This window comes from Pseudomonas mendocina, from assembly GCA_037482215.1.
Taxonomy (GTDB): domain Bacteria; phylum Pseudomonadota; class Gammaproteobacteria; order Pseudomonadales; family Pseudomonadaceae; genus Aquipseudomonas; species Aquipseudomonas mendocina_E.
In genome coordinates this window covers 2,796,576-2,809,641 of record CP148074.1, presented here as the reverse complement: position 1 = coordinate 2,809,641, position 13,066 = coordinate 2,796,576, and the positions used below count along the sequence as shown (strand labels likewise).

Annotated in this window: 12 protein-coding genes and 2 pseudogenes; 10 read left to right on the top strand and 4 right to left on the bottom strand. The window is 54.8% G+C overall.

The features are described 5' to 3' along the window. Positions 1-118: 118 nt before the first annotated feature. The 3 genes and pseudogenes from WG219_13025 to WG219_13015 form a co-directional block, all read right to left on the bottom strand. Positions 119-613, bottom strand: a pseudogene (locus WG219_13025) (flavin reductase family protein). A gap of 101 nt (positions 614-714) precedes the next feature. Next, positions 715-1,749, bottom strand: a complete 1,035-nt coding sequence (locus tag WG219_13020; protein ID WXL24253.1) for a methionine synthase — start codon at positions 1,747-1,749, stop codon at positions 715-717. A gap of 21 nt (positions 1,750-1,770) precedes the next feature. Further along, a complete protein-coding gene (locus WG219_13015) occupies positions 1,771-2,754 on the bottom strand; it encodes a DUF1852 domain-containing protein (protein WXL24252.1) in 984 nt (327 codons plus the stop codon). 575 nt (positions 2,755-3,329) lie between these two features. Between WG219_13015 and WG219_13010 the strand changes: the two genes are divergently transcribed. The 9 genes from WG219_13010 to WG219_12970 all read left to right on the top strand — a co-directional run bounded on the left by WG219_13010 (position 3,330) and on the right by WG219_12970 (position 11,496). Continuing rightward, on the top strand, positions 3,330-4,283 hold the full coding sequence (locus WG219_13010) for an AraC family transcriptional regulator (GenBank protein WXL24251.1): 954 nt from the start codon (positions 3,330-3,332) through the stop codon (positions 4,281-4,283). A 262-nt stretch (positions 4,284-4,545) separates the two neighbouring features. Beyond that, on the top strand, positions 4,546-5,904 hold the full coding sequence (gene benA / locus WG219_13005) for a benzoate 1,2-dioxygenase large subunit (GenBank protein ID WXL24250.1): 1,359 nt from the start codon (positions 4,546-4,548) through the stop codon (positions 5,902-5,904). Further along, positions 5,901-6,389, top strand: coding sequence for a benzoate 1,2-dioxygenase small subunit (benB, locus tag WG219_13000; GenBank protein WXL24249.1), 489 nt, complete (start codon positions 5,901-5,903; stop codon positions 6,387-6,389). Before benA ends, benB begins: the two co-directional genes overlap by 4 nt. Before the next feature lie 46 nt (positions 6,390-6,435). After that, the gene (gene benC / locus WG219_12995) at positions 6,436-7,449 is read left to right on the top strand and encodes a benzoate 1,2-dioxygenase electron transfer component BenC (GenBank protein ID WXL24248.1); all 1,014 of its coding nucleotides are present in this window, start codon (positions 6,436-6,438) and stop codon (positions 7,447-7,449) included. Positions 7,450-7,545: 96 nt separating this feature from the next. Then, positions 7,546-8,322 carry a 1,6-dihydroxycyclohexa-2,4-diene-1-carboxylate dehydrogenase gene (locus tag WG219_12990; GenBank protein ID WXL24247.1) on the top strand — a complete coding sequence of 259 codons (777 nt, stop codon included), beginning with the start codon at positions 7,546-7,548 and terminating at the stop codon, positions 8,320-8,322. A 26-nt stretch (positions 8,323-8,348) separates the two neighbouring features. Then, positions 8,349-9,470, top strand: coding sequence for a muconate cycloisomerase family protein (locus WG219_12985; GenBank protein WXL24246.1), 1,122 nt, complete (start codon positions 8,349-8,351; stop codon positions 9,468-9,470). Between the two features lie 17 nt (positions 9,471-9,487). Continuing rightward, on the top strand, positions 9,488-9,778 hold the full coding sequence (gene catC / locus WG219_12980; protein ID WXL24245.1) for a muconolactone Delta-isomerase: 291 nt from the start codon (positions 9,488-9,490) through the stop codon (positions 9,776-9,778). A 43-nt stretch (positions 9,779-9,821) separates the two neighbouring features. Next, positions 9,822-10,748 carry a catechol 1,2-dioxygenase gene (catA, locus tag WG219_12975; GenBank protein WXL24244.1) on the top strand — a complete coding sequence of 309 codons (927 nt, stop codon included), beginning with the start codon at positions 9,822-9,824 and terminating at the stop codon, positions 10,746-10,748. A 148-nt stretch (positions 10,749-10,896) separates the two neighbouring features. Further along, positions 10,897-11,496 carry a hypothetical protein gene (locus tag WG219_12970; GenBank protein ID WXL24243.1) on the top strand — a complete coding sequence of 200 codons (600 nt, stop codon included), beginning with the start codon at positions 10,897-10,899 and terminating at the stop codon, positions 11,494-11,496. A gap of 164 nt (positions 11,497-11,660) precedes the next feature. Here WG219_12970 and WG219_12965 read toward each other — a convergent pair whose 3' ends face one another. After that, positions 11,661-12,305 carry a LysE family translocator gene (locus tag WG219_12965; protein ID WXL24242.1) on the bottom strand — a complete coding sequence of 215 codons (645 nt, stop codon included), beginning with the start codon at positions 12,303-12,305 and terminating at the stop codon, positions 11,661-11,663. A gap of 207 nt (positions 12,306-12,512) precedes the next feature. Here WG219_12965 and WG219_12960 point away from each other — a divergent pair. Beyond that, positions 12,513-12,683: pseudogene (locus tag WG219_12960) on the top strand (transcriptional regulator). Positions 12,684-13,066: the final 383 nt, after the last annotated feature.

The window sequence follows — 13,066 nt, the reverse complement described above, 5'->3', positions numbered from 1 at the left end:
TTAGTTCTCAGCGATGCATAGTCCCGCTGTTCCGCATTTCAATCCCTTCAGCAAACTGTTGAGACGTTTTCTTCACGGTATGCCTTTTTTCTGGCAGGTTCAACGGCGTGCCATTAGGCGCCTCAAGGGTGCAGTACTGACCTTTGAAATACAGCAGCGGCTGAGGCGCGCCTGCCTCATCACGGCTGAGAGCTTTAACTTCACCTATAACGATCAGATGATCGCCTGCCTGATATTCAGCGTGAATTTCACAATCCAGCCAATGCAGGCTGTTAGTGATAAGTGGGTTGCCCAGCGGGGAGTCATACCACGACACACCTCGCCACTTATCTGAGCCTTGGCGAGCGAACTGATTAGAAATATCCACCTGTTGATCGCTCAGGATGTTAACGGCAAAGCGGCCTGCCTGACGGATGCGTGGATAGCTCGCAGAGGTGGACATGACGCTAAACGACACCAGCGGCGGGTTCACTGACACGCTGTAAAATGACTGGCATGTAAAACCGAGCTGCTCATCGTTTATACGTGATGTGATGACGGTTATCCCGGATGCAAAGTTGCCCAAGGCTTTACGGAAACTCAGTGGCTCAATAGCAGGATTTACACCTGGCATAGACGATCCTAATTAGACTCAACGGCTGCCCGGCTTGGGGCTTCAAGCGCTTGAGCCCGCCCTGCACCAGCGCTGGATGCAGGGCGGGTTGTGTGTCTTAACTAGCGTGAAGCAGCCAGTTCTTGACGGATGATTTCTGCGCCAGCGCTCAGTGCGTGAAGCTTGCACCTGGCCACTCGACGAGCCAACGGTGCCATGCCGCAGTTGGTTGATGGATAGAGCTTGTCAGCGTCTACAAACTGCAAGGCCTTACGTAATGTGTCGGCAACTTCCTCGGGTGTTTCGATGGTGTCAGTGGCCACATCAATTGCGCCCACCATCACTTTTTTGCCGCGGATAAGCTCAATGAGGTCCATCGGTACCCGGGAGTTGTGGCATTCCAGTGAAATGATGTCGAGCTTGGACTTCTGCAACTTAGGGAAGGCTTCTTCATATTGTCGCCATTCTGAGCCTAAGGTTTTTTTCCAGTCGGTATTGGCTTTGATGCCGTAGCCGTAGCAGATATGAACGGCGGTCTCACACTTGAGGCCTTCAAGGGCGCGTTCCAACGTAGCAACACCCCAGTCGTTCACTTCATCAAAGAACACGTTAAAGGCAGGCTCATCAAATTGGATGATGTCCACGCCAGCTGCTTCTAGCTCAAGCGCTTCTTGGTTGAGGATTTTGGCAAACTCCCACGCCAGCTTTTCACGGCTTTTGTAGTGGCCGTCGTAGAGTGTGTCGATCATGGTCATTGGGCCGGGGAGGGCCCACTTAATCGGCTGCGTCGTTTGCTTGCGTAAAAACTTGGCATCTTCCACGAATACTGAGTGTGGCCGGGAAACTTCGCCGACTACAGACGGTACGCTGGCATCGTAGCGATTGCGGATTCTGACGGTTTCGCGCTTTTCGAAATCCACACCTTCAAGGTGCTCGATAAAGGTCGTAACGAAGTGTTGTCGTGTTTGTTCGCCATCACTGACGATATCAATGCCTGCGTGAAGTTGCTCTTGCAACGAAACGCGTAACGCATCTTGTTTGCCCTCTGCCAGTTCTTCACCTTGTAGTTTCCAGGGCGACCAGAGCTTTTCAGGTTCGGCAAGCCAAGAAGGTTTTGGCAGACTGCCTGCTGTAGATGTGGGTAATAGTTTTTTCACAATAAAGACCTTTTAAATCACTCAGGCAGCGTAACTGGAGGACCACTGTTCAAGAACAGTTTGGTAGGGTTTTATAAATACTTCTTCGACGAACCTTCCTTGCTCAACTGCCAGGCGGCTGCGTTCTTCCCGATCATAATTAATTCGAGTTAATGAATAGTCTTGATTGTTCAGGCTGGGCTGGTAGCACTTGCCTGCCGGGGAGTTTGCGTTGTAAATCTCGGGCCGGTAAATCTTCTGGAAGGTATCCATGGTGCTAATCGTGCTAATCAGCTCCAAGTCTGTGTAGTCGAGTAAAAGATCCCCTGAGAAATAAAAAGCAAAAGGTGCGGCGCTATTGGCTGGCATAAAATAGCGAACTTTTAGCCCCATCTTTTTGAAATACTCATCCGTAAGTGAGTATTCATCCTGCAAGTATTCGAAACCTAGCACGGGGTGCTGGTTTTCGCTGCGGCGGTAGATTTTGCTGCTAGAGACGCTCAGGCAGATGACCGGCGGCTTGCTGAAGTTGTCGCGGTATGCGCTGGAGCTGACAAATTTTTTGAATAGCTTTCCGTGCAGTTCACCAAATTTTTCTGGTGTCTCGAAACGCTGCTTGCCTTTGTTGTGCGCTTGCAGCAAAACACTAAAGTCATAGTCCCTGACATACGACGAGAAACTATTGCCAGTAATGCCTTCAATTCGTTCATTGCTGTGGTGATCAATAATATTGGTTTTCAATACTTCGATCAGCGGCAGCGGGTCTTCGTTGTGTTTAAATTCTGCCTCTAATTCAGCTGATATGATTTCAAGCTCAATGCTATAACGATCTCCATTGGGGTTGTCCCAATGAGCCAGCGCATTAAAGCGGTTGTCGATCATTCTAAGGGTGTTCAGCAAATTTTCTCTGCGACTTGCTCCCCTGGCCAAGTTGGCAAAGTTTGTTGTCAGTCGGGTATTGTCTGATGGAATGTAATTCTCATCAAAGCGAATGCTTTTAACGTTGAAGTTAAAGTCTGTAGCCATTTTGATTGTGTAACCTGAAGTTCTAAAGACCACAGCGATGTTTGACTATGGGTCTTTGAGTCGATATGTCTGCGATCGTATATGTGCTCGGGCATGTCACGAGCTGATTGGCGCAGTGAATGTGTCAGGAGTGATTGTCAGGTTGAGCGGGATGATGAGGCAATCTCATATTTTTCGTGATGAAAGCAAGAAATCCTCATGATTGAGCGCAGGCCTTCACGCACTCAGTACAGGCGCCTGTGTTGAATCTCCAATGCGCTTGGTCATGTGGCATAGGCGTCGGCGGCTTGATCGCCCGTTTAATTTCGAGTTTTCACCGCTCTGTCCGCAGTGTGCGGACTAGGGCTACGTGCGCTGCTTGACCCGCATCATGCTGCTAGGCAGGTGAATTGATGTTGCCCGCGTGCACCATCTGTCTGTTGTGGCTCACTTTGAGACTACGATGCTGGTACTGCGTTGGGGCTTGTGATTGAGTGCCAGTCAGCTTGATGCTGCTTATCTGGGTCGTTGTGTGGCATCAATGCCTGATGGGTCGCTGTTTGGCGATTCGATAATAAATAAAAGAGAGTTTTCGCATGGAAAACCGCCTGCTGAGTGTGAGCAGCAGGGTGTTTGAGCGTGCTGATCCCCGTGAAGTATCTGAGTATGTCAATCAGCATGTCGGCACTCATGACATCCGCCTGCCGCGATATGGATACCCTCAAGCCAGTTTGAGTCACCGCCCGTTTTCAACCCTTGATCTGTGCCGGATCAGCTATGGCGGGGTGGTGCGTGTTACGTCTCCGGCGCTGGAAAGTATCTTCCATCTGCAAATTCTGCTGCGTGGTCAATGCCTGTGGCGTACGCATAATCAGGAACACAGCCTGAATCCGGGGGATGCGGTGCTGATCAACCCGGATGATCCGGTTGACCTGACCTATTCGGCAGACTGTGAGAAGTTCATCGCCAAGCTGCCTGTCTCTCTGCTGGATTCGATTTGTGAGACGCAGCACTGGCAGCGCCCAGAAGAAGGCATTCGTTTTCTCAACAAGCGTTACGGCGCGGCTGAATTAGGCAATTTTTACAGCCTGCTCGATGTGGTGTGTAACGAGGCTGAGGAACCGTCGCTTGAGCGTGTGCAGCAGCACTTTGCGCACATCATAGGCAGCAAGCTTCTGGTGCTGATGGACAACAACATCAGTCACGAGCCGTTGGGCAATCAGGTCGCACGTTTTGATCAGATTGCTGACTTTATCGAGGCGAATCTGAAGTTGGAGCTCAGCGCCGAACTGTTAGCCAGACAAGCCAATATGAGCGTGCGTTCGTTATACGGTCTGTTTGAGCGCCAAGTTGGGGTGACGCCGCTGCATTACATCCGGCAAAAGCGTCTGGAGCGTATTCATACCTGTTTGCTTGACCCCAGCTGCGGGGTGCGCAACGTAACCGAATTAGCGCTGGAGTACGGCTTTCTGCACCGTGGTCGTTTCTCTCAAATCTATCGTCAGCAGTTTGCCGAGTTACCCTCTGAGACCTTTAAGCGCCGCCGTTAAGGGGCGCCTCTTAAAACTACCTGCGTTGCCAACGCCGCGTTAAAAACAGCCTCAAAATGCTCATTTACCACCTGTAAACTGCGCTTTTTCGCCTGTTTTTGCCTTGCGTTGACTGCCTCGCCTACGTTTTTAGAGGTCCCCTAAGGCGGTGCTTCCTCCTCTTACACAAAGTGGATAGCAGTCTGCGCAAAGTGGATATTGCCGCTGTCTGCCCATGCCTAACCTGAGCCTCGCCTGAACAATAACAATGGAGGCTCTGGCTATGTCCCTGAGTGTCGAGTACCTGAATGCCTTGCTTGAGGACGATAGGGAGAAGGGCATCTACCGCTGCAAGCGGGAGATGTTCACGGATCGGCGTCTGTTTGAGCTGGAGATGAAACACATCTTCGAAGGCAACTGGATTTATCTGGCCCACGAAAGTCAGATTCCCGAGATCAACGACTTCTTCACCACGACAATGGGGCGCCAGCCAATCTTTATTGCCCGCAATAAAGAAGGCGAGTTGAACGCCTTTCTTAACGCCTGTAGCCACCGTGGGGCCCAGCTGTGTCGGCATAAAAGCGGCAATCGTTCGTCGTTTACATGCCCGTTCCACGGCTGGACCTTCAACAACAGCGGCAAGCTGCTCAAGGTGAAAGACCCTAAAGACGCGGGTTACCCCGAAAGTTTCAACTGCAATGGCTCCCATAACCTGACGCCGGTCGCCCGTTTTGAATCGTACCGGGGCTTTCTGTTTGGCAGCCTGAATGCGGACGTGAAACCGCTGAAAGAGCACCTTGGCGAGTCAGCCAAAATCATCGACATGATTGTCGAGCAGTCACCTGAGGGCCTGGAGGTGCTGCGTGGCTCCTCATCCTATATCTACGAAGGCAACTGGAAGCTGACCGCTGAGAACGGCGCAGACGGTTACCACGTAAGCGCCGTGCACTGGAACTACGCGGCCACGCAAAACCAACGCAAACAGCGCGAAGCCGGTGAAGAAATCAAAACCATGGACGCTGGCGGCTGGGCCAAACAGGGCGGTGGTTTTTACTCATTCGAGCACGGCCATTTATTGCTATGGACCCGCTGGGCCAACCCGCAGGACCGACCGGCCTATGAGCGTCGCGATGAACTGGTGCAGGCGTATGGACAGGCCCGCGCCGATTGGATGATCGAGAACTCGCGCAACCTGTGCCTGTATCCAAACGTCTACCTGATGGACCAGTTCAGCTCACAAATCCGTGTGGCGCGCCCGATTGATGTGAATCGCACGGAGGTCACCATCTACTGCATCGCCCCCAAAGGTGAGAGTGCCGAAGCGCGGGCGCAGCGCATTCGTCAGTACGAAGACTTTTTTAACGTCAGCGGCATGGCCACGCCGGATGACCTTGAAGAGTTCCGCTCGTGCCAGCTTGGCTACGGCTCGGGGCGCGGTTGGAACGATATGTCCCGTGGCGCTGAGCACTGGGTTGAAGGTGCGGATAGCGCTGCCCAAGAAATCAACCTGAAACCGTTGCTCTCCGGGATACGCACCGAAGATGAAGGCCTGTTCGTGCTGCAACATAAGTACTGGCAGCAACTCATGCTGGATGCCGTAAACGCTGAGCAGCAGCTGATCGCCGTGGAGGATGTGCAATGAGCAGCCTTTACGAAACCGTACGTGATTTTCTCTACCGCGAAGCGCGCTATCTGGACGACCGCCAGTGGGATGAGTGGTTAGAGCTGTATGCGCCGGATGCCACATTCTGGATGCCTGCGTGGGATGACCGTGATCAGTTGACCGAGGACCCACAGGCTGAAATTTCGTTGATCTGGTACGGCAACCGGGGCGGTTTGGAAGACCGGGTGTTTCGCATCAAAACCGAGCGTTCCAGCGCGACCATGCCGGACACGCGCACCTCACACAACATCAGCAATATCGAGATAACCGGGGAGCGGGACGGGCTCTGCCACGCGCGCTTTAACTGGCACACCCTGAGCTTCCGTTACAAAACCACGGACAGCTATTTCGGCACGAGTTTCTACGTTTTGGATGTGCACAGCGAGCAGCCGCAGATCAAAGCGAAGAAGGTGGTGCTGAAAAACGACTACGTCCGCCAGGTCATTGATATCTACCACATCTGATTTTGCTGCCCGCAGGCCATTTGCGCCTGCGTGGGTGAGGTTGCCTATGAATTACCAAATTGCACTCAATTTTGAGGATGGCGTGACGCGCTTTATTAGCGCTAACACCGACGAAAGTGTGGCGGATGCGGCCTACCGGCAAGGCATCAATATTCCGTTGGATTGCCGCGACGGCGCATGCGGGACCTGTAAATGCTTTGCCGAATCGGGCCAGTACGATCTGGGCGAAGAGTTTATTGAAGACGCGCTGACAGATGATGAAGCCGCAGAGGGTTTTGTCCTGACCTGTCAGATGCGCGTGCAAAGTGATTGCGTGGTGCGTGTGCCAGTCGGGTCTGAGGTATGCAAAACCCAACAGGCCCGTTATGAGGGCGCTATCAGCCGGGTTGAGGTGCTTTCTGCAAGCACCTTTGTACTGTCGATCAAAGCCGAATCATTGAAATCGTTGGCCTTTCTGCCGGGCCAGTACGTGAATCTCACCGTGCCGGGCAGCGATCAAAGCCGGGCGTATTCCTTTAGCTCGCTGCAACAGGGTGGTGAAGTCAGTTTTCTGATCCGAAATGTACCGGGTGGTTTGATGAGCCGCTTTCTCAGTGAGTCTGCCAAGGTTGGTGACGCCCTGAGTCTGGCTGGGCCGTTGGGTAGTTTCTACCTGCGCGAGATCAAGCGCCCATTGCTGTTGCTGGCCGGTGGCACAGGGCTGGCGCCGTTTATGGCGATGCTGGAGAAAATCGCTGTGGCTGGCACTGATCAGCCCGTGCACCTGATCTATGGCGTAACCAGTGATGTTGATCTGGTTGAGCTGGATAGGCTTGAGACGCTGGCGCAGCAGATTCCTACCTTCACGTTCAACGCGTGTGTCGCCAGCCCTGAGAGCCACTATCCGCAAAAAGGCTATGTCACCCAGCACATAGAGGCCAACCACCTCAATGGCGGGGATGTGGATGTGTACCTGTGCGGTCCGCCAGCGATGGTTGAGGCTGTCCGCCACTACCTGCAAGAGCAGGGCGTGACGCCATCCAACTTCTATTACGAGAAGTTCACTCCCAGCACGGATTAAGACGCTGTTCGCCACCAGAACAGGGCGTTAAGCCCAGCCATTACAACCATCACCAGACCCCGCGAGGTGTGTATGGGCGAGAAGAGTTTTCAAGGATTGGACAGAAACAGGCGCTTTGCCGGCAAAGTGGCTTTTGTAACCGGTGCGGCACAGGGCATTGGCCGAGGCGTAGTTGAGCGGCTGCTGGCGGAAGGTGCGCAGGTTGCCGCGGTTGATCGCTCCGAGTTGGTATTGGAGCTGGCTCAAGCGCATCAAACGGATCTGCTGTGCCTGACGGCAGATCTGGAGCAATACGGTGAGTGCGCACAAGCCATGACCGATGCCGTGCAGCACTTCGGGCGCATCGACATCCTGATCAACAACGTCGGCGGCACCATCTGGGCCAAGCCGTTTGAGCATTACCGCGAGCAGGAAATCGAGGCCGAGGTTCGTCGCTCCCTGTTCCCAACGTTGTGGTGTTGCCATGCTGCTTTGCCGTACATGCAGGCGCAGGGCAGTGGGGCCATCGTCAATGTGTCCTCCATTGCCACCCGTGGTGTTAACCGCGTGCCGTACGGTGCCGCCAAAGGCGGGGTAAACGCGCTGACTGCGTGCCTGGCTTTCGAGAATGCTGGCAATGGCATCCGCGTCAATGCCACAGCACCGGGTGGGACAGAAGCGCCGCCGCGCCGCATCCCGCGCAACAGCGCTGAGCAAAGTGAGCAAGAGAAGGTTTGGTATCAGCAGATTGTTGATCAGACCGTCGACAGCAGCCTGATGAGGCGCTACGGCAGCATCGACGAACAAGTCGGCGCCATCCTGTTCCTTGCCTCGGATGAGGCCGCCTATATCACCGGCACCGTCCTGCCTGTTGGTGGTGGTGATCAGGGCTGATCCTTTCCTAACTTCGGAGTCTCACCATGAGTCAGGTGCTGATTGAACGCATTGAGGCGTTCATCGTCGATTTACCCACTATTCGCCCGCACAAGTTGGCGATGCACACCATGCAGCAGCAGACATTAGTGATTGTCCGCCTGCGTTGCAGTGATTCGGTTGAAGGCATTGGTGAGGGCACCACAATCGGTGGTCTTGCTTACGGCTACGAAAGCCCGGAAAGCATCAAATGCAACATCGACCACCATCTGGCGCCCGCGTTGATTGGCATGGATGCCAGCAATATTAATGCTGCCATGCAGCGGCTGGATAAAATCGCCAAGGGCAACACCTTTGCCAAGTCCGCCATTGAAACCTCACTGCTGGATGCCCAGGGCAAACGCCTCGGATTGCCCGTCAGTGAGCTGCTCGGCGGGCGTGTACGCGATAGCCTTGAAGTGGCCTGGACACTGGCTTCCGGTGATACCAGCAAGGACATTGCCGAAGCCGAGTGCATGCTGGAGATTCGCCGTCACCGTATCTTCAAACTGAAGATTGGTGCTAACCCGGTTGAGCACGACCTCAAGCACGTGATCGCGATCAAAAAGGCACTGGGCGACAAAGCCAGTGTACGGGTTGATGTTAACCAGTATTGGGATGAGTCCCAGGCATTGCGGGCCTGTCAGGTGCTGGGTGACAACGGCATTGACCTGATTGAGCAACCCATCTCCCGCATTAACCGCGCAGGGCAAGTGCGTCTTAACCAACGCAGCCCGGCGGCCATCATGGCGGATGAATCCATCGAGAGCGTTGAAGATGCCTTCAGCCTGGCTGCTGACGGTGCGGCCTCGGTATTCGCCCTGAAAATTGCCAAAAACGGAGGCCCACGTGCCGTGCTGCGCACTTCTCATATCGCAGAAGCCGCCGGTATCGCCTTATACGGCGGAACCATGCTGGAAGGAACCGTCGGCACGCTGGCCTCGGCCCACGCCTTTATCACGCTCCGGCAGCTGACCTGGGGCACCGAGCTATTCGGTCCCTTGCTGCTGACTGAAGAAATCGTCACCGAAGCCCCCGTATACCGCGACTTTGCCCTGCATGTACCACGTACGGCGGGGCTGGGAATCACCCTCGACGAAGAGCGTTTCGCCCGCTTCAAGCGCCACTAAACAAGGAGGTAATGCACATGCTGTTTCACGTAAAGATGGTGGTCAACCTGCCGCTCGACATGGACCCAGCTAAGGCTGCACAGCTGAAGGCTGACGAGAAAGAACTGGCGCAGCGCCTGCAACGGGAAGGCATCTGGCGGCATCTCTGGCGCATTGCAGGGCACTACGCCAACTACAGCGTATTTGATGTGCCCAGCGTTGAGGCGCTGCACGACACCCTTATGCAGCTGCCGCTGTTTCCCTACATGGACATTGAGGTCAACGGCCTGTGCCGCCATCCCTCCTCAATCCACAGCGACGACCGCTGAAGCCATCGAACCGACCCGATAACAACAATTTGAGGTGTTAGCCATGACTGTGAGAATTGCTCAAACCAATGAAACTCAAGCACTCTTCAAAGAGGCCGCTGGGTTCGCCAATAACGACGGTAACCCGCGCCTGAAAAAGATCATGTTTCGCGTGCTCAACGACGTCGCCAAACTGATCGAAGACTTTGACCTGACTGAAGACGAGTTCTGGACCTTTGCGGACTACGTGAACCGTTTGGGCCAGCGCAGCGAGGCAGGGTTGCTGATTGCCGGGTTGGGGATCGAGCGCTTTCTCGACATGCGCCAAGATGCCATTGGTGCCGCCGCAGGCCAGACTGGTGGAACGCCGCGCACTATTGAAGGCCCGCTTTATGTGGCGGGCGCACCAGTCGTGCAAGGTACCGCGCGGATGGATGATGGCAGCGAAGACGATGTTGGGATCGTTATGTTTCTGGAAGGGCAGGTAGTGGACTTAGACGGTCAGCCTATAGCCGGGGCAACGGTTGATGTGTGGCACGCCAATACCAAGGGCAACTACTCGTTCTTCGACAAGAGCCAATCTGAATACAACCTGCGCCGCCGCATCATTACCGACGCTGAGGGGCGCTACCGGGCACGCAGTATCGTTCCGTCCGGGTATGGTTGCGACCCGCAAGGGCCGACTCAAGCGTGTTTGGATTTGCTGGGGCGTCACGGCCAGCGACCGGCACACATCCACTTCTTTATCTCCAGCCCTGGTTACCGCCACCTGACCACGCAAATTAACTTGGCGGGTGACAAGTACCTGTGGGACGACTTTGCCTACGCCACCCGGGACGGTCTGGTGGGCGAGTTAAACTTCCGCGAAGACGGTGCCCGTGGCATAGCCGGTCGTTATGCTGAGTTGCAGTTCGACTTCCAGTTGCAGAAAGCCGCCGACCATAAAGCTGAACAGCGCAGCCAGCGCCCGCGAGCGTTGCAAACACTCTAAACCCTAGTGCCTGCGGGGCTGGGCAAAACCCGCAGGCTTATTTATGGAATGGATACCGCTGGTAAAGTTGTGTGCATTACCGGTTCAGATTCCCTTTGAAAGGTTGTATAAGCCCCAGCCATCTGCTGGAGTTCAAGGAACAGTTTCAATGCATCGTATCTGGATGCTTCTTCTGCTTGGGGCACTTGCGGGGTGTGCGACTAAGCCCCCAGCCAATCCCTACAACCTCTGCGCGATTTTCCGTGAAAAACCCAAATGGCATGAGGCTGCATTAGCTACACAAAAACGTTGGGGGGCACCGGTGCAAGTGCCAATGGCGATGATGTACCAAGAGTCCACCTTCAAGCACGACGCACTGCCACGGCGTTATTACTTGCTCGGCTTTATCCCGTGGGGCCGGGTGAGCACGGCCTACGGTTACGCCCAAGCTAAAACCGATACCTGGGCCGATTACAAACGCGAAGCCGGGCGCTGGGGAGCTGACCGGGACAACTTCGCTGACGCCATCGACTTCATGGGCTGGTTTATGTACAAAACCCGCCAAGTTAACGGCGTATCCCTGTGGGATGCCTACGGCCAATACCTCAACTACCACGAAGGCTGGGGCGGTTACCGCAACCGCACCTACGACGCCAAACCCTGGCTCAAAACCACCTCACAAAAAGTCCAGGCCCGCGCCTCGGAATACGGCGCGCAGTACCGCAGCTGTGAGCAAGAACTGTCCCGTGGTGGCGGTTGGTTCTGGTAGTTCTCAAGCCTCAGCGCAGGGCTGGGCATAACGAGATGTAAAGGCGCGTGGCTACCCGTGCCAGTAGCGCTTATTAGCGGCTAAAGCCGCTCCTACGTATTACCCTATTTTGTAGGAGCGGCTTTAGCCGCGAATGGCCCAAACCAATTCTTTGCGTCTGAGCACTAACGATGCGTCAACGCTAGCCTGACGCCCAATGCGATAAAGGCCGTGCCCACAATTCGGTCCAGCAGTATCTGGATTTTGCGGTTACGGGAGACTGCGCCAGCGGCGCTGCCTGCCAGCACAGCAAACATCGCGTCGGTGACAAAGGCCACCAGCGTGTAGGCGAGGCCCAGCACGAGGAAGGACTCCATCTGGTGTTGGCCGCCCGGCACGACGAATTGCGGGAAGAACGAGACAAAAAACAGCAGCACCTTGGGGTTGGTCAGCGTGGTGATAAAGCCTTTGCTGAGCAAGTCCTGCAGGCGCGCATCTTTTTTAATCGATGGCGCATCATCCTGCGTGACCTCGCCTTTGGACAATGTACCGAGAATCATCTTCCCGCCCAGGTACATCAGGTAAAGCGCCCCGGCGTATTTGACGATTGAGAACATCACTGGCGAGGCGGCGATCAGCGCCGTAAGACCAATCACGCTGGCAATGGCGTGCGTGCAACTGCCCAGCGCGACGCCAGCAGCAGAAATAACCCCAGCTTTTCGGCCGTTGGCCACGCTTTGGCCCACGACATAGGCCATATCTGGGCCCGGCGTGATGGATAGCAGAAAAACGGCAAGAACAAACAGCCACAGGCTAGTGATATCAAACATAAGGCTGTACCAACAAAAGCGGCTGGTCGATGAGTGAGCTCATCAGCCAGATGAAAGAGGGCGCTTACTGTAGCACCGGCTCAATTGCCCTGCGCAGCCCCTTCATCCAGCTATTTACTGGTCGGGCGCCTGAATCTAGCGGCCAGCGCATTCACCATCCGCTGCCCATACAGCCCAACAGCCAGCCCCAACAGGATCAACAGCACCGTGGTCAGCCTGCGCCAGTGGGGCGAGCGCTATCTGTTCGCCGAGGGCGAAAGCTATTCGCAACTGCTCGATAACGATCAAGCCGAACCCGTGCAAACCATCAGCGTGTGCTCAAGCACAGGCAAAGTACTAGGCCCGGAAGATTGCCACCGGCGGGTGGTAAAGGTTTAAGGGATTACATGCCTTGGTGGGTGGCTAATAACACCATCTACACCCCCGATCCTACCGGCGGAGGGTAGGGTGGATAAGGCCGCAAAGCGGCTTATCCACCAGCGGTCTTTCGCCAGACTCAAATCCCGAAATCAGCGATGTTCATACCGCCAATTGGCAGATGAAAAGAGCGTCACCTAAGAGTCTCGATCCCCCTACAGTCCCGGTGCACGGAGCAGGGCGTTAACCACGTCCAGTAGGGTGAATAAGACCGCGCAGCGGTTTATCCACCAAGCAGTCTTACGCCCAACTCAAATCTTGAAATCAACGAAGTCGGTACTGTCGGCCATCCCCACAATCACGACCCGAATAAGCAACTGACGTGAGCAGATTTGTTCGGCTTG